Raw genomic sequence first — 26,592 nt, forward strand, 5'->3', positions numbered from 1 at the left:
CTTTTTGCCTCATTCAGGTTTTATCTTTTTCTCGAGAGACTGGCTCATGTAGCTAGATAACAATAATGATCAACACTTTCTTAGAAAGTCTTGTACTCTTCAACATCAGTTCATTTCATTCACTGTGTTTCTCAGCAAATCAAAAAAGTCCCTATGTCTCTAAGAGACATAGGGACGAATAATCGCGGTTCCACCCTACTTCCGGCATTTGCCGACAGCTTTATTTATCATACTCAAAAGCGCCCTTCAAAAGCTGCTAGTATCTGGCTCACACTCTCCCAGACTCGCTAAACAAGCAAATCTTTTTACTCCTCTTTATCAATGTACGTATTTAATTCTTCTTTATCATAATCTTTACGGCGTAAGTTGTCAAATGATTTTGTTATAGTATCAAAGAATAAACCGAAAAATTCTCAACGATCAATCGTTTAACTGTTCATCTAATTTATCATTGTCTTTTCTTTTTGGGATACGTAAAGTATCTTCCCAACTTTTCATTTGATCAATAAATTTCTTGCTCTTTAAATGAATTCCTACATATTCATCGTACAATTCATCGATCATTTGTCGAATCGCTGTTTTTGTTTCAGCTTTTACATTGATATCTTGGACTTTATCATAGGAAATTGCGGAAAACAAACGAACAAAGTGAACTGCTCTAGGATCTGCATGATAACGATGCTCGTCCAACAGCCAATGGCGTTCACAAAGAACACCACTGTACTTTGATGAATAATCAAATTTCCCTCTTGTTTCCTGGCAAACTGCACAATGAGACCATTCAGGAGTGATACCAAAACGATGGAGCAACTGGATCTCAAAAATGTTGGTGATGATTTCTGCATCTTTCCCATCATTTAGCAAAGTTAGCGCCTGAACAGTGAAATGATACAAGTTAGGATCATATACGCGATCTTCGATAGCTGCATCTACTAAATTTAAGATGTACGTTGCATAGGCATTGATAAAAATATCTTCCTGAATTTTCCGAAATGGTGCAACTTCTTTACTGCCATTTAGAAAAGATAGTCCTTCTTCTCTAAAATCCCCAATATAAACAGCTTCTGTAAATGGTAAAATAGCAGGAGCGATCGGATTGTTCTTCCGATGTGCTCCTTTTACAAAGAACATCAATTTGCCAAATGACTCTGTGAAAATCTTGACTAATTTATCTTTTTCTTTGTAATCCTTCGTAAAAAGAATAATTCCTTTTGTTTCACCTAATGTCATCTTCAAACCTCCGTTCTCGCATATCTTAAGAAAAGAGACCGGGACAAAACCAAAAATCAGTTTTGTTTCGATCTCTAAACCTGAATAAAAGTTGAGAAAAAGGCATCTATTTCAGAAATAATTCCTTTTGTCTCATCCTCTTTTCTTCATTAATAATCGTCTTTACGGTACCCAAAATCCTGCAAATGAACTTTTTTATCGCGCCAATCTTTTTGCACTTTTACCCAAAGCTCTAAATAGACCTTATCATCCAGTAGGTGTTCGATATCTTGCCGCGCTTTTGTACCGATTTGCTTCAGCATTTTACCACCTTTACCTATGATGATCCCTTTTTGACTATCTCGTTCAACGATGATCGTCGCTTGGATATGGACTTTATCATTCTCATCGCGTTTCATCGAATCAACAACTACTGCAACTGAATGAGGAATTTCATCTCGAGTCAAAAGCAAAACTTTTTCACGAACTAATTCAGAAACAATAAAATATTCCGGGTGATCTGTCACTTGATCATCTGGGAAATATTGCGGACCTTCAGGCATTTGAGAAACTAAAACATCCATCAATCGATCGACATTATTTCCTTCTGTGGCAGAAATCGGCACAACTTCAGTAAATGTCATTTGGCTTGTATAATCTTCGATGATTCCCAGCAATTGATCTGGATGAACCGTATCGATTTTATTGATGACCAAATAAACAGGACTGTTCATCGTTTTCAGACGCTCGATGATAAAATCATCACCTTTACCTCTTTTTTGATCTGCACTGATCATAAACAAAGTTGCATCTACTTCACGTAATGCACTGTAGGCAGTCTCCACCATAAAATCCCCCAAACGATGTTTAGGCTTATGAATTCCTGGTGTATCAATAAAAACGATTTGCGCTTCAGGAACCGTATAGATCCCCTGAATTTTATTTCTCGTTGTTTGTGCCTTATCACTCATGATCGCAATTTTTTGTCCGACGATACGATTCAATAAAGTAGATTTTCCAACATTTGGTCTTCCTACAATAGCCACAAATCCAGATTTATGTGCTTCTGTCATTATTTCTCTCCTCTATAAAAAGTCTTTAATTATTTGCCATATTTTTGGAACAAACAAAAGTAATCCTACGATAACAGCAAAGCCGCTAGTTAACAAGACCGCTCCAGCAGCCATATCTTTGATCTTTTTCCCGATTGGGTGAAAATGAAAATCCGTAAACATATCGACAACATTTTCAAAGACCGTATTGATGATTTCAACCACTAGTACAAGAAAAATCACCAGAAGTAGCCATAACCATTCTGCTATCGACAGTCCAAAAACAAATCCGATAACAACAGCTATGATTCCCATCAATACATGAGTGCGCATATTTCTTTCTTCTTTAAAAACCGTTTTGATCCCTTGAAGAGCAAACTCCAGCGAAGCAATAAAATGTTTATTTTTCTCTGTTTGTTTATCTTTTGAGTCCATAGGCATCTAAAATCTCTTTCTGCAAACCAAACATTTCCTTCTCGTCTTCTGGCTCCATGTGATCATACCTATTCAAATGAAGAAAACCATGCACCGCTAAAAAACCTAGCTCCCGTTCAAAAGTATGTCCATATTCTGCTGCTTGTTCTGCTGCTCTTTCAGTAGAAATCATCAGATCGCCTAGATTCCTAGGGAAAATATCGTCTTCGTCTTCAAAGATGATCTGCAGTTCATCTTCTCCCGCTTCTTCCAAAGCAAAACTGATCACATCCGTCGGTACATCTTTTCCTCTATAATCTCTGTTGATCACTTGAATGCCCGCATTATCCATAAAAGTTACGGAAATCTCAGTATCATCCGAAATTTCAAGAAAATCAGCTGCAAACTGCAGCAAATCCTCAACTTCTTTTAAATGTAGTTCTGACACGCTTTTTGTTTCATCAATGAACGTTATATCCATTAGTCATCTCTCTTTTCTTGTTCATCTTTCATTTTTTCCGCCTCTGATTTCATTTTCGGATATTTGATCCTTGAATGGAATGTGCTGCATAACCCACTGACTAATGACTTCTCGACGACTCTGATTTCTTTCATCGTCAATCCGCAATCATCTAGCTGGCCATCTGAGATCCTGTCTTGAATCACATTGTGCACAAACGCTTGGATCTTCTCATTTGTCGGATGATCCATTGCACGTACTGCAGCTTCACAAGTATCTGCGATGCTGACGATCCCAGCTTCTCTTGTTTGCGGCTTAGGACCTGGATAACGGAAATCTTCTTCAGAAATTTCCGGATTTCGTTCCTTAGCTTTTACATAGAAAAATTTCATCAATGTAGTCCCATGATGCTGACGGCAAATATCGATCACCATTTCAGGCATATGATATTCTTCTAAAATTTTTGCACCATCAATGACATGACCAAAAATAATCTGCTTGCTGTCTTCTGGTAGTAGAAAATTATGCGGGTTTTCAGCTCCGGCAGGTAAATTTTCAACAAAGAAATTAGCATGTTTGATCTTTCCAATATCATGATAATAGCAAGCAACACGCGTCAATAATGATCGCCCGCCGATTTCAGCGACCGCATTAGCACTCAAACTAGCAACCATCATACTATGATGATACGTTCCTGGCGCCTCTTCAAGCAATCGTTTCAACAACGGATGATTTGGATTACTCAACTCATTCAAGATGATCATACTATCATCAGTCACAAGCAACTCGATATATGGATGAAGACCCATAGTAGCAAGGAAAGATAATACCGTTCCAGCTAATGCACAAATCATCATTGTCCAAGATTTTCCATCAAACAAACTCATTCCTTGATAAACGATCAAGACAAAGTCTAAGCAAATAGGAAAAATAATCACCCAAAATACAGCTACCATACCTTGTTCACTGATCCGTGTGCGTTTAACGACCGTTGCAAGCAGACCAGAAAATAGATAGCTGACAATGATGATCGTCAGAGAATTGGTCCCAATAGAATTATAGAAAACAAACAATGCAAAAATTACTTGAAAAATAGCAGCAAGAATCCCTGCTCTACGGTTAACAAAGTAATTCAACACCAATGGCGTGAAGGCCGCTGGGAAAAATAATGATACGTAAGCCATTTGTTCTGTCTGAAAAATTTGGAAGAACTTCATAAGCAATACACTTAGCGACATAGCCGCTACATAAAACAAAATAAAGTGACGGCGTTTGCCTTCTTCTGTTACTTGCTTTGTAAAGAAAATCAAGACAAGCACTTGCAAAACAATCGCTAAGCCCAGAGCGACCATTGGAAATACTGAAGTACTTTGATTTGTCATCCCTAAAAGCTCAAGTTTCTCCATCGCTTTACTATCGATCTGCGTTCCTTCACGAACAATGATCTCTCCTTGATAGATCATTGCAGGTGGAACAGCATCCATTGCATTTTGACGCATTTCTTTTGTTTTTTTATCATTTGCAAAATCATTTGCGACAATTCCTTCATTGACAAGATAACGAATTTCCTGCTGCATCACACTGGTCACATCAAGAAACTGGATCTTCTCGATCGCACTTTGGCGAATACTCTCCAAATCAGCTTCACGAACATGATCTTTCATTTTATCATCAATGATTTTCAAGCTTTCTGTTTTTACTTGTTGAATTTGAGTCGCATCTAAAGAAAAGATATTTTGATAAAAGACATTTGGAAATTTTTGATAGAAAGCCACCTCATCTTGATCTAACTGTTCAAACTGAGATTTTAAGTTGGCTACCCTTTCCTCAATGGTTGGTTTCGGAATGGTTTCGTCTTTTTTAGCTTTTGCCTTTTTCTCTTCATAATCTTTATCTGTTTTTTCATTTGCAGTAGTGATCAGCTTAAAGAGCTTTTCAATTCGTTTATGCTGAATACCAGCAGTCTCTTCCTGATAAATATATTCTGGAGTGACTGCTTCTGCTGCTAATTTTTTCTTTTGCTCTGTCTCATAGGTATTTTCAACGTTTTTATTAGCGCGAATTGTATTTTCAGCTAGTTGTCCTTCTTTGATTTCAACTTTTTTCTGATGAACACTGCCAAGCATGATCACAAATAAGAAACAGGAAAAAACCAATAATAAAATCGGAATAAACGCTTTTCCTAACTTATCACGTAATTTTATTAATGAATACTTCAACGGAATTCTCACTCCTTTCCGTGGACGATCTTTACTGTTGATTTTCCTTTTCGTACGCTCGAATGATCTGAGCTACCACTGGGTGTCTAACAACATCACCCGCATCAAAATGAACAAACGAGATTTTTTCGATCGAACGCAATGTTTTCTCAGCATTGATCAGTCCGCTTGTCACACCTTTTGGTAAATCTATCTGGCTTGCATCTCCATTGACGATCATTCTTGAATTAAAGCCCAATCTCGTCAAAAACATCTTCATTTGGGCAACTGTTGTGTTTTGTGCCTCATCTAAAATGACAAACGCATCATCCAACGTACGCCCACGCATATAAGCTAAAGGCGCAATTTCGATCACGCCGCGCTCCATCAGACGATTTGTATGGTCCATCCCAAAAATCTGGTATAACGCGTCATAAACTGGGCGTAAATATGGATCGACCTTTTCTTTCAAATCGCCAGGTAAAAAACCTAAACTTTCACCCGCTTCAACAGCTGGTCTAGTTAAAATGATTTTTTGTACCTCCCCTTTTTTTAAGGCTGACACTGCCATAACAACTGCTAGAAACGTTTTACCTGTCCCAGCAGGACCAATTCCAAAAATAACATCATGCTTTCTTATTGCATCCACATACTTTTTCTGGCCAATATTTTTAATACGGATCGCACGCCCGTGATGATCTTTAATGATCTCTTCTTCATACATTGCAACAAATGAATCAAGATCTCCTGCTCTAGCCATTTTTAGGGCTGATACGACATCTGGCGTACTGATTTTGATTCCACGCTGAATCAACACTTTTAATGTACGGATTACTGATGCAATCAATTGGACTTCGGTTTCTTCCCCGATCAATTGTATCGTTTCTCCTCTAGTATTGATCGTTATCGCTGAATTTTCTTCTAAAAATTTTATATGTTTATCGTGGGTTCCTAAAAGCATACTCACATCATCAGAATCTGTTAATTTTAATTCCAACGATATTGACTGATTTTCTGTCAAAAAACGCCCAGCTCCTTTATTTTTTCGTTCTCTACAATCATACCACACAATTTATTTATTAAAAAGAAGTCATCACTTTCTTATGTACATTAGGACAAAAAAACCAACGGATATCCGCTGGTTTTTTTATCTCGGTTATTTCTCTTGTAGTAATTCTTTTACAATTGCATTGACTTGATTGCCGTCTGCTTTCCCCTTAACTGCGGGCATCACAGCTGACATGACTTTACCAAATTCTTTTGGTGAAGAAGCTCCAGTCTGATCAATTGCCGTCTGAACGATCTGACGAATTTCTTCTTCAGAAAGTTGCTTCGGCATATATTTTTCAACAATTGTGATTTCGATTTTTACTTTGTCAGCAAGATCATCACGTCCCGCTTTTTCAAACTCTGATAGAGAGTCTCTACGTTGTTTCATCTCACGAGATAAAACTGTCAACTCTTCTTCTCCGTCCAAATCACGGTTGGCTTTAATCTGCTCGTTTTGAATGGCTGCTTTTAACATGCGAAGTACAGATAACGTTTCTTTATCTTTAGACTTCATCGCTGTTTTGATATCGTCATTCAATGTTGTTAGTAATGACATACAACCAACTCCAATTCATCGAGACTAGAATTTTTTACGTTTTCTAGCTGCTTCAGATTTTTTCTTACGCTTTACACTTGGTTTTTCGTAGAATTCACGTTTACGAGATTCTTGTAAAGTACCCGCTTTTGAAACGGAACGTTTGAAGCGACGAAGAGCATCGTCAAGAGATTCGTTTTTACGAACGACAGTTTTTGACATGTTAATTCCCTCCCTCCGAGCTTAAAAAGTAACCGTTTTTTATATTTATGAATATTTAGTCATAAACAAAATACCGTTCTTTCTATATTATATCGAAAGGTTATTTTAACGTCAACCTTTACTCGTAAAAAATATAGGAAAAAGTAGCAAAATGATTATTTTTTTAAACACTTGCAGAATCGAACGCTTAATTCTTGAAACATCTCATCGACATTCTTCGCAACGACCGAAAATTTCAAAGCGATGTCCTTCAATTTCACAGCCGCTCAATTGCTCTTTGAAGAAGTCCATTGGACACATATGGATCTCTTTCGTTTTTCCGCAAACTGTACAAATAAAATGATGATGATGACCAACTTCTTGACAGCAATGGAAACGGAATTTTTTTTCTCCATTCAAATCAGTTGCTTCTAATAGATTCATCATTTCAAAGTCATGTAAGTTACGATAGATTGTATCATAACTTACCCCCTTATATTCTTTGTTCATGAATTCATAGACTTCTTTTGCTGTTATATATCGGTTGCGTCGGATCAGGTAGGTGATGATTGCTTCTCTCTTTTTTGTATATTTTAAACCATTTTCCTTCATGACCATTAACGATTGCTCGACTTTTGAATTTGACTGTGACATAACTTTTCCTCCAATCAATAAATCAGAATCATTACGAATAAGATTTATGAAGGTATGGTATAATAAAATTATCAAAAAAGCAAGAGAGGAATGCTACTATGACAAATGACGAACAAAAAAAATGCGTAACGATCTTTGTAATTTCTGATTCTGCAGGTGAGACTGCTTCCAAATTAGCAGCTGCATCAATGGCGCAATATCCTACTGTAGACTTTTCATTATTTAGACGAACTTTTGCAAAAGAAGAAGAAAAATTGAAAAAAGCCTTAGAAGATGCCAAGCGTGAAAACGCAATGGTTCTTCATACTATTGTTAATGATCGTCTTGTAAAAATTGCAAATGATTTTTTTGAAGAACACAATATGTACCACTTTGATATATTGACTCCTCCTGTCGCTGAGATCGAGCGCTTGACTGGAATTGCTCCAACACGTGAGCCAGGTGCCTTACACCATTTAAATGAGAATTATTTCAAGCGGATCGAAGCAATGGAATTTGCGGTAAAATACGATGATGGCAAAGACCCTCGCGGATTTTTAGAGGCTGATGTTCTTTTGCTAGGCGTCTCAAGAACCTCAAAAACACCACTTAGCCTTTTCTTAGCGAATAAGAATCTGAAAGTGGCAAATTTACCATTGATCCCTGAAGCACATTTACCGAAACAGCTTTGGGAAACGAATCCTAAAAAAATTGTCGGTCTAACGAATGATCCAGATATTTTAAATGGAATTCGGAAAGAACGGATGAGAACCTATGGCTTGCCGGCAGATACTTCTTATTCAGATATCGAAAAAATCAAAAAAGAGTTGACATTCGCCAACGATCTTTATAAAAAAATTGGTTGCGAAGTAATCAATGTAGCTTCTTTATCGATTGAGGAAACAGCTTCCATGATTTTAAATGCATTGAACTTAGAAGACCATAGCTATTACGCAACGGAATCACCAGAATAACAAAAAAAGACGCACGGATCGTAATGCTCCGTCGTCTTTTTTATTGTTAAAATACTTGAATACCTTCTTGATCGATCGACAAGACATTGATCGATGCTGATATTGGTAGTTTTTCCAGTTCTCTGACCATTTGACTGGTCTTTTCTTCCGGAGATAAAATTAATACGGTTGGTCCCGCTCCACTTAAAAAAGCCCCATAAACACCGACCTCTTGGCCTAATGCACGTATTTTATCCAAATGAGGAACTAATTTACGACGATAAGCTTCATGCCACCGGTCTTCCTCCATCATCACTCCTGCCAAAGGTAAATTACCATTTAAAATTGCTGCGATCATAACGTTGGCAATCGAGCTCGCCTTGACTGCTTCTTTATAAGGCATGCTATCAGGCAGCACACTACGGCTTTCAGATGTCAATAAATGAACATCGGGGACATATGCGATCACGTCACACAATGGGAAATGATGCTTAACATAATGAACATCTCCGTCCACATAGCTTGCAACCACAAAATCCCCGCAAATCGCAGGAGCAACGTTATCGGGATGTCCTTCGATCTCTGTCGCAATTTGAAGTTTATCTTTTTGTGATAAATTCAGATTTCCTAAGCGATTTGCAAGCTCAATGCCGGCAACGATCACACTGGAACTACTGCCTAACCCTCTAGCTAAAGGAATATCAGAAGTCATTTTTAACACTTTAGGGGTAAGGTTCGGTGCTAATCTCAGTGCCGTTTGAAGCAGTAAATTTGTTTTGTCTGACGGAATATCAGTTCCTAAAGAATGAATAATCTGCCACTCATCCGCATTTTCCAAGACTTCTATACTCAGATATTGTGACAATGCAATACCGCATGAGTCAAAGCCCGGACCCAAATTTGCACTCGTAGCAGGAACTCTTATTTTCATAGTTCAGACACTCCATTACGTAGATGCATCCGCATCTCTTCTAAATCACTCATTTTAGAAATTTTCACATCTGTTGCGTTGATTGCAGTATCAGGATCTTTAAGTCCATTCCCTGTGAAAACAGCAACCACTGTTTCACCTGCTTTGATTTTCCCATTTTTAACATGTTGAATAACGCCTGCAAGTGATGCTGCAGAACCTGGTTCAACAAATACACCGTCTTGTGCAGCAACTTTACGATAAGCATTTAAAATTTCTTCATCTGTAACTGCATCGATATGTCCATTCGACTCATCTCTAGCAGCTTCGGCTAACTTCCAACTAGCAGGGTTACCGATTCGAATTGCTGTAGCAATTGTTTCCGGCTGATCGATCGGCTCACCCTTTACGATCGCAGCTGCTCCTTCTGCTTCAAAACCGTGCATACGTGGTAAAAGTGTCCCTTTCACATCATGCCATTCTTTAAAGCCTTTCCAGTAAGCAGAAATATTTCCGGCGTTTCCAACAGGAATCGCTAAAACATCTGGTGCTTTCCCAAGCTGCTCACAAACTTCAAAAGCAGCTGTCTTTTGTCCTTCCAAACGGTAAGGATTAACTGAATTCACTAACGCAACTGCTTCAGTTTTAGCAATATCGCGAACAGCTTTAAGTGCTTCATCAAAATTTCCAGGAATAGAAATGATATCTGCACCATAAATAATTGCTTGTGCTAACTTACCCATAGCAATTTTTCCATCTGGAATCACAACATAGGCTTTTACTCCTGCTCTGGTTGCATAAGCTGCTGCTGCTGCACTAGTATTTCCCGTAGAAGCACAAACAATTGCTTTTGCACCTTCTTCAACTGCTTTAGCAACTGCCATGACCATTCCGCGATCCTTAAATGAACCAGTCGGATTCAGCCCTTCATATTTTCCATATAAGTTGATTCCCAATTCTTTTGATAAATTGTGTAAAGGAATCAACGGAGTATTTCCTTCTGCTAATGAAATCATAGGTGTTTTATCTGTAATAGGTAAATATTCCTTATATTGTTTTAATAATCCTTCATACATGTTTCTAGTCCTCCAATACTTTAAATGTGTTTAAAAGTTCAAAGTCATTCGTTGATTCGATTTCTTTGATGACTGCTTTCATTTGCGCCTTAGTGATCGTATGGGTAATTGCAACGATTCTCGCTCTTGTTCCATCTGATTTTTGCTGTACTAACTGATCAAAACTGACATTGGCATTGGTCATGATTTGAGTCAATTTCAAGATTTGACCATGTCTGTCCGGCACTCCTATAGAAAAATAGTATTTTCCTGAAGTATCCTGGTCATCTGCCAATTTAGTGTCATGTTGATAGGCATTGAACATATGGCCTGTTGTCCCTAATCGGATGTTTTTAGCAATGGTAATGATATCACTAACAACACTAGTTGCAGTCGGTTTGGCACCAGCTCCTGGTCCATAATACATCGACTCACCTACGCCTGAACTTTCAATAAAAACAGCATTAAACTCATTTCTCACAGAAGCAATTGGATGAGCTTTCGCCACTAACATCGGTCCAACTTCGACCGCAATACGACCAGACTGCTTTTCTGAAGAACCAATTAGTTTTACTTCATACCCTAATTGAGCAGCCATTTCAACATCATCTAAAGATAATCCCCTAATACCACGTGTATCCACTTGGTCTAAACGTACATTCATGCCAAATGCAAATTGACTTAAAATAACCATCTTGTATGCTGCATCGATTCCATCTACATCATTTGTTGGGTCCGATTCAGCAAAACCTAATTCTTGCGCCTCTTTTAAAGCCTGTTCATATGATTTTTTCTCTGAAACCATCTGGGTCAGCATATAATTCGTTGTCCCGTTGACGATCCCTAAAACCTTTTGAATATTATCCGCTGCTAAGCTATTAGCGATCGTACGTAAAATAGGAATGCCGCCTGCAACACTTGCTTCATAATACAAGTCACAATGATTCTTTTGGGCTAAAGCTACCAATTCACTGCCGTGCTGTGCAAGTAGATCCTTATTAGCTGTAACAATATGTTTCCCTTTTTCAAGAGCTTGAGTAATGAAGGTTTTAGCCGGTTCTACTTTTCCGATCAATTCAATAACGATCTGGATGTCATCATCATTAAGAATATCGTCGATGTTTGTGGTCAGTTGAATATCAAACTTCTCTGCTTGACGTCTTTTTTCTTCCTCGTCACGCACAAGTGCTTTAGAAATGGCGATCTCCATCCCGGTCACTTGAGAAATCTTTTCTTGGTGTTCTTTTAAAATCGTTGGTACACCAGAGCCAACTGTCCCTAACCCGAGTAAACCGATGTTCAATTTTTCCTTCATTTTTCTTCCTCCAACTGTAAAATTAGAAATATTTCATTTTCTTCTAATAAATCATGTTTCTAGTATAACGAACTGCCACAAAAAAAACTACCCTTTTCTTTGAATTTCCCTTAAGAATCCAAGAAAAGGTAAGTTATTGGTGTTTGATATGTTCAAATGTTTGATTCAAAATATCGATGACATGATGATCATCCAAGGCATAATAAATTGTTTTCCCTTGTCTTCTCGATCTCACAACATGTGTATCGCGTAAAAGTCTTAATTGATGAGACACGGCAGATTGTTCCATTGAGAGTTCTTCTCCAATTGAAGTCACATTTAATTCTCCCTGCTTCAACAGTAATAAAATACGTAATCTTGTTGGGTCACTCAATACTTTATAGAGCTGGCTAACTTTTTTTATTTCTTCTTCAGTCACCGTTGTGTCTCCTTTCGTGATTCAGTCTCGTTTATTATAACAAATATCTTTTCAAAAGAGGAACGTTTTTCTTTAATAATATGAAAAAACAACTGAAATCCTTTGAGAATTCCAGTTGCCGTTTTCTTACTGATTTGCTTGCTTGATCGCATCAATAACTGCGTATCTGAACCCATTTTTCTCTAAAGCGGCTACTCCCTTGATCGTGCTGCCGCCTGGTGAGGTCACACCATCTTTCAGCTCTCCAGGATGCTTTTTCGTTTCGATCGCTAGTTTGGCTGATCCTAGCATCATTTGAGCGATGACTTCATAGGCCAAGTTACGAGACATTCCTTCCATGACAGCCCCATCAGCCAAAGCTTCCATAAAGATATCTACAAAAGCTGGACTACAACCAGCCACTGTACCAAAGGTTCCAAGAATCGATTCATTGACTTCTTCTACCTTTCCTAAAGAACTTAAGACACGAAGCGCCTCATCTTTGACTGCATTCGGCATGTCAGGATCAAAAGCGGCACCGATCATTCCTTCATTCACACTGACTGGTGTATTAGGAATCGCATGAACCACATAGATTTCATTTCCTAGTATTTCCTTTGCGTCTGCAACTGTATGGCCTGTTGCAACAGAAATCAGAATGGTATTTTCTGACATGAATGAAGCAGCTTCCTTCAATATATCCAAAACGATCTTCGCTCCTGTAGCAATAAAAATCACTTGGCATTCTTTGAATGCTGAATAATCTTTGATTAGGTTAAAACCTAATTTTTGCTGAAGAACTTCAGCTGTACCACTTGAACCGCCTTTAACAAATAAATGTTCTGGTGCTACTATTTGAGCTTTCAATAATCCTTCGATCATCGCACTTCCCATATGTCCTGCTCCGATAAATCCAATATTCATCTCTTTCACTCCTATTCTTTTCGAAAAAAGGACTGAATCAACCTTTATCTCTAGTTTTTTCAGTCCTGATCATTTTATTCAGTTAATGCATTAACTGCCGCTTCAAAATCCAAAATCTTTTGATCTGCTTCTGCTTTAGACAAGGCTTTTGTCGCCAAGTAGAATTTGATTTTCGGTTCTGTTCCAGACGGTCGAATAGCGATCCAACTGCCATCCTCCAAGAAATACTTGAGCACATCTGACGGTGGTGTTGAAAGTTTCTCCTGTCTTCCATCTACAAATGTCCGTGTCAACGCTTTGAAGTCTTCTGTTTGAACAACATTGATCCCAGCAAAAGATGATGGCGCTTCATCACGGAATTTTTTCATCAAGGCTTGGATTTTAGCACTACCTTCAATCCCGCTCAAGGTCACAGAAATAGTTTTTTCTTCAAAATAGCCGTATTCTGCAAAAATATCCTGCAAGCCGTCATAAAGGTTTTTTCCTTGCTTCTTATAAAAAGCTGCAACTTCTGCCAGTAAAACGAGTGCTTGAATCGCATCTTTGTCGCGTACGAATGACTTGATCAAATAGCCATAACTTTCTTCAAAACCAAACATGAAGGTTTGGGAATGATCTTCCTCATATTGCTCGATTTTTTCCGCAATAAACTTGAATCCAGTCAGAACATCGACCATTTTTGTATTGTATTTTTCTGCGACTGCTGTTGCTAATTCACTGGATACGATCGATTTCAAGACGACCGCATTTTCAGGAAGCGTCCCTGCTTTTTGATGTGCATCCAAAATATACTGGATCATGATCGCGCCTAATTGGTTTCCAGTCAAGACTTGATAAGAACCATCCGGTAAGCGAACAGCTGCTCCTAAGCGATCAGCATCAGGATCTGTTGCAATCAGCAGATCAGCATCTTCTTTTTCTCCCAAGCGAATAGCATACTCAAATGCTGAATGCTCCTCTGGATTAGGAGATTTAACTGTTGTAAAATCCGGATCAGCAATAGCTTGTTCAGGAACTAATACAAATTTTTCAAACCCTGCTTGTCTCAATGCCTTCTCACCTAGCATCGTACCTGTTCCATGAAGCGGTGTATAAACGAGCTTCAGTTCTTTGCCCATCTCGTCGATCAATGCTTGATCGATCGTTACAGCTTTGATTTCTTTCAAATATGCATTGTCTACTTCATCACCAATGATCGTGATCAAGTCACTTGTCTTCGCTTCGTTCTCAGACAAAACTTCCACTTTTAAGGGATTTTCAACTTCACGAACATATCTTGTCAGAGCGTCTGCATCTGCCGGAGGCATTTGTCCACCGTCTGCTCCGTAAACTTTGTATCCATTATACGCAGCTGGATTATGCGACGCTGTGATCATGATTCCTGTAAAAGCATTTAAGTGTCGAACAGCAAAAGACAATTCTGGTGTTGGACGCAAACTTTCAAAGACAAATGCTGGAATATCATGCTTCGCCAATGTTTTAGCGGCTTCCATCGCAAATTCTGGTGACATGTGACGTGAATCATACGCAATTGCAACACCACGTCGCTTCGTCTCTGCATCTTGAGCATCCATAAAACGAGCCAAACCTTCTGTCGCTTGACGAATCGTAAAAATGTTCATACGGTTGATTCCCGCACCTAAAATCCCACGCATACCTGCCGTTCCAAACTCTAACGGCGCGTAAAAAGCATCTTCACACTTTTCAGGGTCTTCCTTTAAATCTTTTAGCTCTTTTTTTAAATTTTCTGGTATATTTTCTTCATTTATCCACTTTTCATAGACTTGTTCCCAAGACATGTTTAGCACCTCTTTTATCATTTGTGATCTTACCCATTAGTAAGTATACCATTCCATTGCGCTATAAGAAAGTAATGGCTCGCAAAAAGAACAGCTGCTCTTATTTCAGTAAACCTTGCATCTTTAACAGTTGATCCGTAACCATCGTTGCATCAGCTGCAAAGTAATCCGAAAATTTTTGACTCCAGCGTTTCGTTTCTCTCGCTTCACCAAACAGTTCCATGGTTTGATCATATTGCTCGATCAGTTCATAAGTATATGGCTGGTAATGTTCAAAATGTATAACTGCTGCTTGCGGTAGTCGAGGCTTGACATTCATTTCGACGATCGGCTTTCCAATACTAAGACCAAACAACGGTACAGTCATTTCAGGAAGGTTTAATAATCGACTGATTTCTTTTCCATGCTTACGAATACTACCAACAACGACAGAACCTAAGTCCAAGCTTTCGGCCGCAATGACGGCATTTTCCAATGCCAAAGCCGCATCCGTTGTTGCGACTAACAAAGATTCAACACTCTCTTCTATTTGATACGCAGATTCATACGCAGCACTAACCATTTTCGTCCGATAAAGATCTGCAACAAAAATCAAAAATACAGAACTTTTTAGTATCTGAGGATTCCCCGGATTCCATTCAACCAGCTGCTTTCTTATCTCTTTATCTTGAAGGACGATAATGCTGTAAAATTGACCATTCATCCAGCTAGGCGCTTGACGTGCCGCATCCAAAATTTCCTGCAGCTCTTCTTTAGGCAGCACATACTCTTCATCAAAGTCCCGAAAACTACGACGATTTTTCAATAATTCTAACGTTTCATTCATAGTAAACCCCTCCGTTTTCTTCATTTTATCATAGTCTTGGGAAATCTAATCTAATTTTTTCGGTAATACGAGCAAGCTTTTCTTGAAACTCTATAACATTTTGTTGACTGACTCTAGAAAAATTGATGCGAATACTATCACGCTTCTCACTGTAAAAAAAGCTAGGCGCAATCAGCAATCCTTCTTGCAAAAATATAGCCCAGTCTTTTTGACGTAATTCCCCATGCTGCCATTTAGCCCAGAGATAATAACCACCTTTTGGCTTTTCAGCTTCCCAATCAGACAGTTGAGTGACAACGTCATAAACAGCTTGACATCTTGCTTCAACCTCGTGTGTCAACGTAGCGATTTTTTTTGTATAGTCTTCATCTGTCAATGCTAGATTCGCTAAAACCTGCGGAAAAATACTCAAAGAAAAATCCATCATCTTCCTTGCTTCTGCTATTTGTTGATTAACAGAGGCTGGAGCACTTAGCCAACCGATTTTGGTCGTTGACCCTAAAATTTTGGACAAGGAACCAATATAGAGCACATTTTCAGGATCTAGTTTTTTTAGCGGTGGAATTTCCTCACTTGGAATAAAATTTAATTTTGCGAAAACATCATCTTCTAAAATTGGGATCTGATATTCTTGACAAAGCTTGACTAATCCCTCACGTCGTTTCATTGACATTGTTTTGCCTGTAGGATTCTGGAATGATGGATTGACCATGACCATTTTGATTCGATGCTGACGAATCGCTCTTTCCAATTCATCTAAACAGATTCCTTCCTGATTCATTTTCACTCCATATAAACGAATTCCAGCGGCCTGGAAAATAGGCAGTGCATAAAAAAAAGAGGGATCTTCGATTGCTACGCTGTCTCCTGGCGATAATAAAACCTGTAAAATCAAAAATAGTGCTTGCTGTGCACCAGAGGTAATCAAAATACTTTCAGCCGGCAAGCTAAAACGATATTCCTTCTCCATCTCTCGACTTAGTGACGTTCTTAATGGCAAATAGCCTAAATCATCCTGCTGCTCCTCTTCTAAAAAATGCTTCCATGTAAGCGGAGGAAAAGCAAAGCTGGGAATCAAATCCAACGGCAGCTCACCTGTATAAAGGTCCAGTATATTTTCTTTTGAAGATCGAATAAGCTCTTCGATCTGCTCAACAAAGGGATCAACTTTTGCAAAAGCATTTTGTTCCAGATAATTACGCCAATTCGTTCTTGGAGCGGTAGTGATTCCCCATTTCCCTTCATTGACGATCGTCCCGCTTCCTTGTTTTCTTATGATCCAGCCTAAAGCTACTAGCTCATCTAATGCATGAACGACTGTTGAACGATTCACTTTGAATAAATCAGCCAATTTTCTTTCCGAAGGTAAACGTTCCCCTGGAAGGAGGTCACCGTTTTTTATGTATGAAAGAATCAGATCGATAATGCTGACATAAATAGGAACATTCTTTTCTTTCTTTAACGTCCACATGCTTATTCTCTCCTTTTTTGACGATCACTATTTGAATTTTTTTGTCTTTTACAGCTGAAGTTCAGATAACATTTCTTTTATCTGTAAAAATTTAGTTATCATACTTCTCGTCCTTCTCATTTTATATTACCCAACATTTGATTATTCCATGATTTTTGGTGTTTGAAAAGGTCGTGTCTCTCTTTAGTTGTGGTATACTTCCCAAAAATCAATTCATTTCGTTCTTTGTGTTTTTTACCAAAGTTACAACTCTTCCTTTGATCACCTTCTATTGCTCAACATCAATTCTCTTCGTTCTTTGTGTTTCTTATGAAGGTCACAACTCTCCCTTCGGTCGCCTTGTACTGTTCAACATCAATTCTCTTCGTTCTTCGTGTTTCTTATGAAGGTCACAACTCTCCCTTCGGTCGCCTTGTACTGTTCAACATCAATTCTCTTCGTTCTTTGTGTTTCACAGTAATTGGATGACCTGAAAATAACCCAATTGGCTGTTTTTGTCAACTTTGATTTGTTTTACAATACAGATATTAAATTAAATGTGAATTGAGGTTAGGAAATGATCAAAAAAGTATTGACAGTAGCAGGTTCTGATTCTAGTGGTGGAGCCGGTATTCAGGCGGATTTAAAAACCTTTGAAGAATATGGCACATTTGGTTTTTCTGCTTTGACAAGTATTGTGACAATGGATCCTGATGAGGGTTGGAGTCATTTAGTTACACCTATAGAACCTGATTTAGTCGAAAGACAGCTTAAAACTATTTTTGCAGGGGCACCACTTGATGCAATGAAAACCGGAATGCTGGGAACGATCGAAGCAATCGAAATTACTCGAAAGTATATTGATAATTTTTCAATGGAAAATATCGTTATCGATCCGGTAATGGCTTGTAAAGGAACAAGCGAGTTGCTACAGCCGGAAAATGTAGCTGCTATGACTCGTTTACTTTTGCCTAAAGCAACTATCACTACACCTAATTTAGTAGAAGCTGGGATTCTTTCCGAAATGGGAGATCTGACTTCTGTTGAACAAATGAAAGAAGCAGCAAAAAAGATCTTAAACTTAGGACCTAAAAATGTTGTTATCAAAGGCGGACACCGTTTGAATACAGATAAAGCGATCGATTTGTTTTACGATGGCTCTGAGTTCACAATATTTGAAGAAGAACTTTTTGCCACTGATTTTAACCACGGCGCAGGTTGTACATTTGCTGCGGCTGTTACAACTGGTCTTGCAAAAGGTTATTCTGTAGAAAAATCAGTTGCTTTAGCGAAAAAATTTGTAGCGGCTGCTATTAAAAATGGACAAAAAATCAATCCTTTCCTTGGTCATGTTTGGCACGGTGCTTATAACCGTGCAGAAGACCGGATGAATGAAAAGTAGCAAAGGGAGACTTGTGATGACAAAACAACATTCAACGACCTCTATCGTTTTGATAGGTTTATTTACCGCTCTGACTGTTTTAGGTACGATGCTGAAAATCCCTTTGCCTACAGGGGCATTCGTTCATTTAGGCAACGCTGTTTTACTATTGGCCGTTCTGTTGATCGGCTATAAAAAAGGTGCTTTAGCTGGCGGCTTAGGCTTTGCTATTTTTGATTTACTGAATGGCTTTGCTGCTGAAGCTCCCTATTTTATCTTAGAAAGCTTCATCGTTGGAGGAGCAGCAGCATTGATGATCCTTTTTTTCAAGCAAAACGTAGATACGATCAGTAAAATCATCGTAATTGCCAGCGTGACTGGTCTTGCTAAAATCATTATGACTCAGTTAAAAAATACAGTGATGGGTCTGATGGCAGGAGCAAACTTTAATGTAGCTTTTGCCAGTGCTCTGTCCAAATTACCAGCTACTTTAGTAAATGTCGCAACAACGATCATTATCGTAACGCTTGTTTACTTTCCATTAAAAAAAGCCATGTCGGCTATTTTTTCAAAGCAATCATTTTAGCTATTTAAAAGAAGTTGAACAGTAGTATTCAATTTCGAGAAAAAAGGGACGGTGTTATAACTCATAAAGTTATGACACCGTCCCTTTAACTTTTTATTCCTCACCGAAAATACTCTCCAAAATCCAAAAGAGTATCCCCGCTACTGGGAAAATTGTCCAGGCAGTTCCCCAATTTCCTAAGAAAAATCCTTGGATAAAGAAAATTCCTGTTACGATGGGCCAATAAATTTTTTCTATCGTTTGCAGCCAACTTGGCATTTTTTTGTTTCGTTCAGCTATAGCTTTAGGTCCTGGTTTATCCTCATCAGAAATAAAATAGGTTTGTTCGATCATCTTAGTAAAACTGCCCATGATCACACCGCCAAAAATAAGGAAGAAAACACCAAAAGCAGCAACCGCAAACATACCGCCGACACCGATAAATTCATTTGCCTCTGAAAAATCAGCCAAAGACATAAACACAACTGGAATGATCGATAGAATACACAAGGAAACACCAATCACGATACAAAAGACAAATGAACGCTGAAACTGCTCTTTTCGTTTTTTCACTGCACTTTTAACTTGTAAAGAAATAAATCGATCATCCAGCTTTTTATTTGAGCTGGTCATACTTGTTCCCGCAATAATAAATAGCGGCACGCCAATGGCTGCTCCAACGAATAGAAACAACAGACCAAACCCTAGATTTTCTGTACTTCCTGTTATTCCAGCAGAAGCAAAACAAAGTGCCGCTCCCAGCATGATCAACATAACACCTATACCGATCAATGTCGCTCCTCTGTGTCTGACGCTCAAGAAATCATTCGCTTCTTCAAGAGTGATTTCATCGATTTCATAGCCTTTTTCATCAATGTATTCTTGCTTGATATTCATTTCATCCAGCAACTCATCAATTGAACCAAATCCGGCAATCACACTGCCAATGGCTTCGTTTTCAGATTTCCCTTGACTTTTTAAATCTTCATAGCGATCCTCGGCATTCGCCAACAAATCCTCTTTCAATTGTTTCGTTTGGCTTGTTTCAACTACTCCAAGAAATAAGCTGTCGATATAGTCTTTGATTGTTTTCATTATTTTTCCTCCTCAGGTCGTCTCGCTTAGTCGATAAAACGTTCGACAACTTTCTTAGTCAGCTGCCATTCTGCTATTTTTTCTGCTAAATATTCTTTTCCAGCTTGGGTGATTTTATAGTAAGTTCTCTTTTTCCCGTGAGTTACCTGTCCAGGAAATGATGTGATGAATCCATTTTTTTCCAGCCGATTGAATGCTGAATACAATGTTGTTTCTTTAATCGAATAGTTGTTATCGGAAATTTCAGTGATTCGCTTAGAGATAGCGTATCCGTAAGAATCGCCTTCTTGTAAAACAGATAAAATGAACGTATCGTTGTATCCTCTAATTGCGTCGCTGCCGATCATTCAATCACCTCCAAATTACTTCATCTAACGTACTACGTCTGTCGTTGTAATTATCATATCACTATTACTACGACAGGTAAAGTAAAATATGTAAAAAAATACTGAGAAAGAGCATATTCGCTTTTTCTCAGTATTTTTATCTAGCATCTGCTCTTTAAAAACGCAAAGTTCTTACGAGTAGATAGCTCTATTCTGTTTCTAAATGGTATCTCCATTAAAAATCGAATTCTTCACAATAACATAATCGACTTTACGAATCGCTTCTAGGTCTCGACCGCCTGCATATGAAATCGAAGATTGTAAATCTTGCTGCATTTCAACTAACGTATCAACTAAGCTTCCTTTATGCTGAATCCAGATTTTTTTCCCTTCGACGTTCTTTTTCTCGCCTTTTTGGAACTCTGATGCACTACCAAAATATTCCTTATAAACGACACCATTCTCCACTTTTGTTTCTCCCGGAGATTCTTCATGTCCAGCAAATAATGAACCGATCATGACCATTGTCGCACCAAAACGAACTGATTTTGCAATATCTCCCGGCGTTCTGATCCCGCCATCCGCAATGATCGGTTTTCTAGCTGCTTTGGCACACCAACGTAACGCTGCTAATTGCCAGCCGCCAGTCCCAAAGCCTGTTTTGATTTTAGTAATACAGACTTTTCCTGGTCCGATTCCGACTTTTGTCGCATCTGCTCCAGCATTTTCCAACTCACGGACTGCTTCAGGTGTCCCCACGTTACCTGCAATTACAAAGGTCTTTGGTAAGTGCTTTTTTAAATGTTGAATCATATTGATCACCGCATTTGAATGACCATGAGCAATATCGATCGTTACATAATCCGGAACTAAGTTACGTTGAGCTAATTCTTCAACAAACTGGTATTCTCCTTCTTTCACGCCAACACTGATCGAAGTAATCAACCCTTTAGCTTGCATTCTCTCAATAAAAGGAATTCGTGCACTTTCATCAAAACGGTGCATGATATAAAAATAGTTATTTTCAGCTAAAAATTCTGCGATTTTGTCATCCACGATCGTTTGCATATTCGCCGGTACAACTGGCATTTTAAAGCTATGGTCTCCTAGCTTCACTGTTGTATCACATTCTGAGCGACTATCCACGATACATTTATTCGGGATCAACTGGACATCTTCGTAATCAAAAACTTTCATACTTTACTGCCTCCTAGCAAGTTCAATTAAAAATACGCAAAAACACGAACATTAGAATCCTTATCGTTCGTATTTCACAAGCGCCTATGCTAATTTACACTATAACCATTTGAAAGTCAAAGGTAAAAGACGAAAAATACAAAACAACTCATCGAATGTTCGTGTTTTATTCAATTATCTAATCAATTAAGCTGTGCTGCCTCACCAGAATTCATTTGTGTTATCTCTTCCGGCTTTGCTGATTTTTCAGAAGGCAGTAACCGATTCAGGAGAATCGCTGCGATCGAAGCCGTTGCAACAGATGAACCGAATAAATATTGTAAAAATTGCGGTAATGATTGAATAAACTCTTCAGGAATCAAGGTCAATGCTAACGTTAAAATCATTGGAATCGCGATCACATACATTTCTTTTTCATTGATCTCCACTTCCTTGATCACTTTGATACCACTGATTGAAATAATCCCGCACACAATAACAAATACTCCACCAATGACAGGAGATGGAATAGACGAAATCAATGTAGATAGCTTTCCAGATAAACCAAAAACAACAAACCAAGCACCAGCAGCTACAAACACTTTTTTACTAGCTACGCCAGTAATTGAAATAATTCCAGCATTTGTTGAATATCCAGTAACGGGGGTCGTTCCCAGTAACGAAGCAATCAAACAACCGATCCCCTCACCAACAACTCCTCGATTGATATTTTCATCTGTCAATGGTTCTTCACAGACATTACTGACTGCAAACCACGTACCTGTCGTTTCAGCCATCAACACAACATAAATAATGACCATTGTTAAAATCGAAGATAAATCAAATGAAAAACTGAAATCAACAAAAGGCAAACTAGGAACGCTGATCAATGATGCTTTTGAAACTGCTGATAAATCTAGTACACCCATCATTTCAGCTGCGAAAGAGCCAATGATCAATGCTAATATCACAGATGAGATTCGAAAAATCCTGCCTTTACCAGGAAAACGTGACCCGATCATAGCAAACAAAATAAGAGAAGCTGCTGCAATGATAGCCAATAATATATTTTGCCCTAAATCACCAGACGCGTTGAAAACATTGTCATTTAAAGCCACAGGCATCAAAGATAAGCCTACGATAAAAATGATCGTGCCTCCCACGATCGGCGGCACGAAAGCTTTGATCAAACGATTGAAAATGCCTGTAAGTCCTAAAATGATCACAAGTATTGCACCGATCAGACCAGCTCCCAAAACAGTTCCCCAGCCTTGACCATTTTGACTATTTGCAAAGTAAATACCGGCTACCGCACCGATTGGGATAAAAGACGGTCCTTGCGCTACAGGTAATTTCATACAAAAATAAGATTGAATGATCGTTGCCAGTCCTGCTGCAATAAAGGTAGACTGAATCAATGCTGATGATTCTTTTGTAGTTAAACCAATAATTGAAGCAATAATAAATGGAACGACATAAACATCCATCGCTAACACATGCTGAATGCCCAAAAGCAAAGACTGCCCTATAGAAAGTTCATCATTCGGACCAACCGTCAATGCCGATTTTTTAGAGTGTGATTCTGACATCTTATATTTCTTCCTTTCGTTGTTCAACTGTTTTGTCGTAAACTTTTCTAGCTTGGACCCACACTTCTTGAATACATTCAGGACGAGACAAATATATAATCTTTTGGAATACATCCAATAAAGGTTCTGTTTCAGAAAAAATCGGCAGCCCTTTCGTTGTAACAAATTGAACATCCCAAGCATAATCAACGGCCAACTTGCCAATCGGAAGACTCAATGATTCACCGCCACCTGCAGTAGCTAAATAGAACGCCTCATTTAACGTTAAACTAGAGCCTTTCACGCCACGTTTATCACTGCAGCAATCTTTATCTACTCCATCTTCTAACATTCGAGAAGAAATAACTGCCTGTTTGATATTGTCAAATAAGTTTGGAGAGAAACCGCCAGATATGTCACTCCCTAACCCTACCTCTACCTGATACTCATTGAGCAATTTGGCAACTGGCGTCACCGCGTTACCAAAGTAAGCATTAGAGATAGGGCAATGAGCAACTGCTGTCCCTTTTTCAGCAAATAACTGCATGTCTTCATCAGAAAGAAAGCCGCAATGAGCCATAACCGCTTTTTCACTAAGTAAACCAAATTCGTTTAGTGCAACTGCATCATTTTTACCAAAGCGTTCCTTAACATACTCATGAGCCCAATCACTTTCACTGCAGTGGGATTGAATATGGACATCATATTTTGCAGCTAAAGCGCCTAATCCTTCTAACGACTTATCTGTACAACTAGGAATGAACCTTGGCGTAACAACTGGATAGACTCCTTGCGGCGTGTGCTTGTTAAGTTCCAACACTTCCTGAATAAACGCTTCTGTCTCGGCAATCGCCACTTTAGCATCATCGTCGCGATAATAGTCCGGATTTTGTTCAGGATCATCCATGACAACCTTTCCAACTAGACCTCTTTGCCCTTTTTCACTGCAGATTTCTGCTAAACGAAGACTTGCTTTTTGATGAATCGTAGCAAAATATAAAGCTGTCGTCGTACCATTTTTCAATAATTGTGAGACTAAATCTGAATACACTCGGTCCGCAAATGCCTGATCAGAAAACTTCGCCTCTAGCGGAAACGTATAAGTATTCAGCCATTCATACAAAGGAAGATCTAATGCTGTTCCTGCTTGTGCCCATTGAGGCGCATGAATATGGAGATCGACGAAGCCTGGTAAAATATATTGATCCGATGCCAACTCCTGCAATTGTCCTTTGGTTGAATATTCCTGGATCGTCTCTTTGTAGCCTGCTTCATCCGGCTGAATGATCTTTGCAATCAGCCCATCTTCTGAAATACAAAATAACGAATCTTGTAAAACCTCTACATTTTTTTGGTCACGACTAGTGAACGCCGTTCCTTTTACAACAAATTTAAACAAATCAGCTACCCCTTCCATAACAATACCAACACATTATATATTATTATTCGTCTTTATTCCATATTTTTTTATAAAAAAATACGAATTAAGTTCATAACTAACAAAACACGAACTTTATTTCGGTGAACAAAAAATAAAAATAGTATTAATCGAATATTTTCACTTTATATCCAAATAAATATTTTCTTCAATCCTATACTATGCCTCATGTCAAAATATAAAATCCTTCAAAAAAATACTTCCGACTTTTGATTCTTTATGAAATTGCGTTATACTTAAATGAGAGAAATTGTGAATTAGGAGGCTACAAACTATGTTAACTATCGAACGTATCCTGACAGGTGTCATTCAGGAAAATTGCTATTTGATCTATAATGAAGAAAATCTTTTGATCATCGATCCAGGTGCAGAAGCAGAACGAATCATTTCCTTGATCAAAAAAACAGAGAAAAAACCGATCGCTATTTTACTTACACATACACATTATGATCATATCGGAGCTGTTGAGGAGTTGCGCCATCATTATCATATCCCCGTATATGTAAGCTCGCTTGAACAAGAATGGTTATCGAACCCTGTTTTAAATCTATCTGGATTAGGTAGACATGATGATATTGCAGATATCGTGGTTCAACCTGCGGAAATGGAATTTGAAATGACTGACTATGAACTTGGCGGAATCAAATTTTCTGTTGTGCCAACCCCTGGTCATTCCATTGGAAGTGTTAGTTTGATTTTTGATGATTTTGTTGTAACCGGAGATGCTTTATTCAAAGGAAGTATCGGCCGAACTGATTTGCATACAGGCGATATGGAACAGCTGCTTCACAGCATTAGAACCTATCTTTTTACTTTGCCTGATGAATTCCCAGCTTACCCAGGACATGGCGATGCGACAACGATCGAGCATGAGAAGAAAACCAATCCTTTTTTCAATTAAAATAATCTACTAGGAGGACGTACCATGAACAAACCAACGGTGCTATACATTATCCGCCACGGGAAAACTATGTTCAATACGATCGGTCGAACACAAGGATGGTCGGACACACCTTTGACAAAAGAAGGTGAAAAAGTCATCCACGCTTTAGGTATCGGATTAAAAGACATCCCTTTTAAAGAAGCCTATTCTAGTGACAGCGGCCGTGCAATGCAGACTGCCCGTATTATTTTACAAGAGCATTCAAAAGGAGCCGCAATTCCTTATGCTACAGACAGCCGTATTCGGGAATGGTGTTTTGGTTCTCTAGATGGCGGCTATGATGGTGAATTATGGGGGGTCGTTCCACGAATATTAGCTTTTAAAAATTATGAAGACATGATGACCAATCGGATCAGCTACAAAGACTTAGCGGAGGCAATCATCGCAGCAGATACAGCCGATTGGGCAGAACCCTATGATAAAATCAAAGAACGTGTTTGGAGCGGATTTGAAGATATTGCCCATAGAAGAGAAAAAGATGGCGGTGGAAATGTTATGATCGTTTCTCACGGCTTGACGATTTCATTCTTGCTGTCTTTGATCGATTCAAGTTTGCCAATGCAGATCGGTCTGGAAAATGGCAGTGTAACTAAATTGATTTATGAAAATGGTCGATTTACGATCGATACAGTCAATGACATCCATTATATCGAAGATGGCCAAAAACAATCATCGAACAACTAAAAAGGTTTGGCGGAACATAACTCTTCCGCCAAACC

Annotated in this window: 27 protein-coding genes; 5 read left to right on the forward strand and 22 right to left on the reverse strand. The window is 38.6% G+C overall.

The window, feature by feature from the left end:
* Positions 1-420 precede the first annotated feature (420 nt).
* The 9 genes from recO to A5889_RS02070 all read right to left on the reverse strand — a co-directional run bounded on the left by recO (position 421) and on the right by A5889_RS02070 (position 7,773).
* Entirely contained in the window at positions 421-1,230 is an 810-nt protein-coding gene (recO, locus tag A5889_RS02030) for a DNA repair protein RecO (protein ID WP_087640211.1), read from the reverse strand.
* Positions 1,231-1,379: 149 nt separating this feature from the next.
* Positions 1,380-2,282: a GTPase Era gene (era, locus tag A5889_RS02035; RefSeq protein WP_087640212.1), complete on the reverse strand. Its 903-nt coding sequence runs from the start codon at positions 2,280-2,282 to the stop codon at positions 1,380-1,382.
* Between the two features lie 12 nt (positions 2,283-2,294).
* Entirely contained in the window at positions 2,295-2,696 is a 402-nt protein-coding gene (locus A5889_RS02040) for a diacylglycerol kinase family protein (protein ID WP_176372801.1), read from the reverse strand.
* Positions 2,680-3,156, reverse strand: a complete 477-nt coding sequence (ybeY, locus tag A5889_RS02045; RefSeq protein WP_087640214.1) for an rRNA maturation RNase YbeY — start codon at positions 3,154-3,156, stop codon at positions 2,680-2,682. Before ybeY ends, A5889_RS02040 begins: the two co-directional genes overlap by 17 nt.
* Entirely contained in the window at positions 3,156-5,354 is a 2,199-nt protein-coding gene (locus tag A5889_RS02050) for an HD family phosphohydrolase (RefSeq protein WP_087640215.1), read from the reverse strand. Before A5889_RS02050 ends, ybeY begins: the two co-directional genes overlap by 1 nt.
* Positions 5,355-5,385: 31 nt before the next feature.
* Positions 5,386-6,354 carry a PhoH family protein gene (locus tag A5889_RS02055; RefSeq protein WP_087640216.1) on the reverse strand — a complete coding sequence of 323 codons (969 nt, stop codon included), beginning with the start codon at positions 6,352-6,354 and terminating at the stop codon, positions 5,386-5,388.
* A gap of 135 nt (positions 6,355-6,489) precedes the next feature.
* The gene (locus A5889_RS02060) at positions 6,490-6,939 is read right to left on the reverse strand and encodes a GatB/YqeY domain-containing protein (RefSeq protein ID WP_087640217.1); all 450 of its coding nucleotides are present in this window, start codon (positions 6,937-6,939) and stop codon (positions 6,490-6,492) included.
* Positions 6,940-6,963: 24 nt separating this feature from the next.
* Positions 6,964-7,140 carry a 30S ribosomal protein S21 gene (gene rpsU / locus A5889_RS02065; RefSeq protein WP_002356740.1) on the reverse strand — a complete coding sequence of 59 codons (177 nt, stop codon included), beginning with the start codon at positions 7,138-7,140 and terminating at the stop codon, positions 6,964-6,966.
* A gap of 204 nt (positions 7,141-7,344) precedes the next feature.
* Complete coding sequence (locus A5889_RS02070) at positions 7,345-7,773, reverse strand: Fur family transcriptional regulator (protein ID WP_087640218.1); 429 nt, start codon at positions 7,771-7,773, stop codon at positions 7,345-7,347.
* A 98-nt stretch (positions 7,774-7,871) separates the two neighbouring features.
* Between A5889_RS02070 and A5889_RS02075 the strand changes: the two genes are divergently transcribed.
* Positions 7,872-8,726, forward strand: a complete 855-nt coding sequence (locus A5889_RS02075; RefSeq protein ID WP_087640219.1) for a pyruvate, water dikinase regulatory protein — start codon at positions 7,872-7,874, stop codon at positions 8,724-8,726.
* Positions 8,727-8,772: 46 nt separating this feature from the next.
* On the opposite strand, the gene thrB is transcribed toward A5889_RS02075, so the two are convergent.
* From thrB to A5889_RS02115, 8 genes are all read right to left on the reverse strand, one after another.
* Entirely contained in the window at positions 8,773-9,636 is an 864-nt protein-coding gene (thrB, locus tag A5889_RS02080; RefSeq protein WP_087640220.1) for a homoserine kinase, read from the reverse strand.
* Positions 9,633-10,691 carry a threonine synthase gene (thrC, locus tag A5889_RS02085; protein ID WP_087640221.1) on the reverse strand — a complete coding sequence of 353 codons (1,059 nt, stop codon included), beginning with the start codon at positions 10,689-10,691 and terminating at the stop codon, positions 9,633-9,635. The genes thrB and thrC overlap by 4 nt, the downstream gene beginning before the upstream one ends.
* A gap of 4 nt (positions 10,692-10,695) precedes the next feature.
* Entirely contained in the window at positions 10,696-11,985 is a 1,290-nt protein-coding gene (locus A5889_RS02090) for a homoserine dehydrogenase (RefSeq protein WP_087640222.1), read from the reverse strand.
* A 133-nt stretch (positions 11,986-12,118) separates the two neighbouring features.
* The gene (locus A5889_RS02095) at positions 12,119-12,403 is read right to left on the reverse strand and encodes an ArsR/SmtB family transcription factor (RefSeq protein WP_087640223.1); all 285 of its coding nucleotides are present in this window, start codon (positions 12,401-12,403) and stop codon (positions 12,119-12,121) included.
* Between the two features lie 126 nt (positions 12,404-12,529).
* Entirely contained in the window at positions 12,530-13,306 is a 777-nt protein-coding gene (proC, locus tag A5889_RS02100; protein ID WP_087640224.1) for a pyrroline-5-carboxylate reductase, read from the reverse strand.
* A 74-nt stretch (positions 13,307-13,380) separates the two neighbouring features.
* Complete coding sequence (locus A5889_RS02105) at positions 13,381-15,105, reverse strand: phospho-sugar mutase (RefSeq protein WP_087640225.1); 1,725 nt, start codon at positions 15,103-15,105, stop codon at positions 13,381-13,383.
* Between the two features lie 100 nt (positions 15,106-15,205).
* Positions 15,206-15,931, reverse strand: coding sequence for a nitroreductase family protein (locus tag A5889_RS02110; RefSeq protein ID WP_087640226.1), 726 nt, complete (start codon positions 15,929-15,931; stop codon positions 15,206-15,208).
* Between the two features lie 28 nt (positions 15,932-15,959).
* A complete protein-coding gene (locus A5889_RS02115) occupies positions 15,960-17,402 on the reverse strand; it encodes a PLP-dependent aminotransferase family protein (RefSeq protein ID WP_087640227.1) in 1,443 nt (480 codons plus the stop codon).
* Between the two features lie 556 nt (positions 17,403-17,958).
* Here A5889_RS02115 and thiD point away from each other — a divergent pair.
* Positions 17,959-18,783, forward strand: a complete 825-nt coding sequence (gene thiD, locus A5889_RS02120) for a bifunctional hydroxymethylpyrimidine kinase/phosphomethylpyrimidine kinase (protein ID WP_087640228.1) — start codon at positions 17,959-17,961, stop codon at positions 18,781-18,783.
* Between the two features lie 16 nt (positions 18,784-18,799).
* On the forward strand, positions 18,800-19,348 hold the full coding sequence (locus tag A5889_RS02125) for an ECF transporter S component (RefSeq protein ID WP_087640432.1): 549 nt from the start codon (positions 18,800-18,802) through the stop codon (positions 19,346-19,348).
* Between the two features lie 93 nt (positions 19,349-19,441).
* Here the strand turns inward: A5889_RS02125 and A5889_RS02130 are convergent, their stop codons facing one another.
* The 5 genes from A5889_RS02130 to guaD all read right to left on the reverse strand — a co-directional run bounded on the left by A5889_RS02130 (position 19,442) and on the right by guaD (position 24,891).
* Positions 19,442-20,422, reverse strand: coding sequence for a permease prefix domain 1-containing protein (locus A5889_RS02130; RefSeq protein WP_087640229.1), 981 nt, complete (start codon positions 20,420-20,422; stop codon positions 19,442-19,444).
* 26 nt (positions 20,423-20,448) lie between these two features.
* Complete coding sequence (locus A5889_RS02135) at positions 20,449-20,769, reverse strand: PadR family transcriptional regulator (protein WP_087640230.1); 321 nt, start codon at positions 20,767-20,769, stop codon at positions 20,449-20,451.
* 198 nt (positions 20,770-20,967) lie between these two features.
* A complete protein-coding gene (gene guaC, locus A5889_RS02140) occupies positions 20,968-21,945 on the reverse strand; it encodes a GMP reductase (protein WP_087640231.1) in 978 nt (325 codons plus the stop codon).
* Positions 21,946-22,127: 182 nt separating this feature from the next.
* On the reverse strand, positions 22,128-23,513 hold the full coding sequence (locus A5889_RS02145) for a uracil-xanthine permease family protein (RefSeq protein WP_087640232.1): 1,386 nt from the start codon (positions 23,511-23,513) through the stop codon (positions 22,128-22,130).
* 1 nt (position 23,514) lies between these two features.
* A complete protein-coding gene (guaD, locus tag A5889_RS02150; protein WP_087640433.1) occupies positions 23,515-24,891 on the reverse strand; it encodes a guanine deaminase in 1,377 nt (458 codons plus the stop codon).
* Positions 24,892-25,204: 313 nt separating this feature from the next.
* Here guaD and A5889_RS02155 point away from each other — a divergent pair, with 313 nt between their 5' ends.
* Positions 25,205-25,831: an MBL fold metallo-hydrolase gene (locus A5889_RS02155; protein WP_087640233.1), complete on the forward strand. Its 627-nt coding sequence runs from the start codon at positions 25,205-25,207 to the stop codon at positions 25,829-25,831.
* Positions 25,832-25,855: 24 nt separating this feature from the next.
* Positions 25,856-26,557, forward strand: coding sequence for a histidine phosphatase family protein (locus A5889_RS02160; protein WP_087640234.1), 702 nt, complete (start codon positions 25,856-25,858; stop codon positions 26,555-26,557).
* The last annotated feature ends 35 nt before the right edge of the window (positions 26,558-26,592 follow it).

Source organism: Enterococcus sp. 9D6_DIV0238 (assembly GCF_002174455.2).
Taxonomy (GTDB): Bacteria; Bacillota; Bacilli; order Lactobacillales; family Enterococcaceae; genus Enterococcus_L; species Enterococcus_L dunnyi.

Bases quoted from the DNA above. Each gene is read 5' to 3' on its own strand.
- era (WP_087640212.1), bottom strand. From the start codon at position 2,282: ATGACAGAAGCACATAAATCTGGATTTGTGGCTATTGTAGGAAGACCA.
- A5889_RS02070 (WP_087640218.1), bottom strand. From the start codon at position 7,773: ATGTCACAGTCAAATTCAAAAGTCGAGCAATCGTTAATGGTCATGAAG.
- A5889_RS02075 (WP_087640219.1), top strand. From the start codon at position 7,872: ATGACAAATGACGAACAAAAAAAATGCGTAACGATCTTTGTAATTTCT.
- thrC (WP_087640221.1), bottom strand. From the start codon at position 10,691: ATGTATGAAGGATTATTAAAACAATATAAGGAATATTTACCTATTACA.
- A5889_RS02155 (WP_087640233.1), top strand. From the start codon at position 25,205: ATGTTAACTATCGAACGTATCCTGACAGGTGTCATTCAGGAAAATTGC.
- guaC (WP_087640231.1), bottom strand. From the start codon at position 21,945: ATGAAAGTTTTTGATTACGAAGATGTCCAGTTGATCCCGAATAAATGT.
- A5889_RS02110 (WP_087640226.1), bottom strand. From the start codon at position 15,931: ATGAATGAAACGTTAGAATTATTGAAAAATCGTCGTAGTTTTCGGGAC.
- A5889_RS02125 (WP_087640432.1), top strand. From the start codon at position 18,800: ATGACAAAACAACATTCAACGACCTCTATCGTTTTGATAGGTTTATTT.
- A5889_RS02115 (WP_087640227.1), bottom strand. From the start codon at position 17,402: ATGTGGACGTTAAAGAAAGAAAAGAATGTTCCTATTTATGTCAGCATT.
- A5889_RS02135 (WP_087640230.1), bottom strand. From the start codon at position 20,769: ATGATCGGCAGCGACGCAATTAGAGGATACAACGATACGTTCATTTTA.
- A5889_RS02060 (WP_087640217.1), bottom strand. From the start codon at position 6,939: ATGTCATTACTAACAACATTGAATGACGATATCAAAACAGCGATGAAG.
- thrB (WP_087640220.1), bottom strand. From the start codon at position 9,636: ATGAAAATAAGAGTTCCTGCTACGAGTGCAAATTTGGGTCCGGGCTTT.
- A5889_RS02130 (WP_087640229.1), bottom strand. From the start codon at position 20,422: ATGAAAACAATCAAAGACTATATCGACAGCTTATTTCTTGGAGTAGTT.
- A5889_RS02160 (WP_087640234.1), top strand. From the start codon at position 25,856: ATGAACAAACCAACGGTGCTATACATTATCCGCCACGGGAAAACTATG.
- rpsU (WP_002356740.1), bottom strand. From the start codon at position 7,140: ATGTCAAAAACTGTCGTTCGTAAAAACGAATCTCTTGACGATGCTCTT.
- recO (WP_087640211.1), bottom strand. From the start codon at position 1,230: ATGACATTAGGTGAAACAAAAGGAATTATTCTTTTTACGAAGGATTAC.
- proC (WP_087640224.1), bottom strand. From the start codon at position 13,306: ATGAATATTGGATTTATCGGAGCAGGACATATGGGAAGTGCGATGATC.
- ybeY (WP_087640214.1), bottom strand. From the start codon at position 3,156: ATGGATATAACGTTCATTGATGAAACAAAAAGCGTGTCAGAACTACAT.
- A5889_RS02105 (WP_087640225.1), bottom strand. From the start codon at position 15,105: ATGTCTTGGGAACAAGTCTATGAAAAGTGGATAAATGAAGAAAATATA.
- A5889_RS02090 (WP_087640222.1), bottom strand. From the start codon at position 11,985: ATGAAGGAAAAATTGAACATCGGTTTACTCGGGTTAGGGACAGTTGGC.
- thiD (WP_087640228.1), top strand. From the start codon at position 17,959: ATGATCAAAAAAGTATTGACAGTAGCAGGTTCTGATTCTAGTGGTGGA.
- A5889_RS02145 (WP_087640232.1), bottom strand. From the start codon at position 23,513: ATGTCAGAATCACACTCTAAAAAATCGGCATTGACGGTTGGTCCGAAT.
- A5889_RS02040 (WP_176372801.1), bottom strand. From the start codon at position 2,696: ATGGACTCAAAAGATAAACAAACAGAGAAAAATAAACATTTTATTGCT.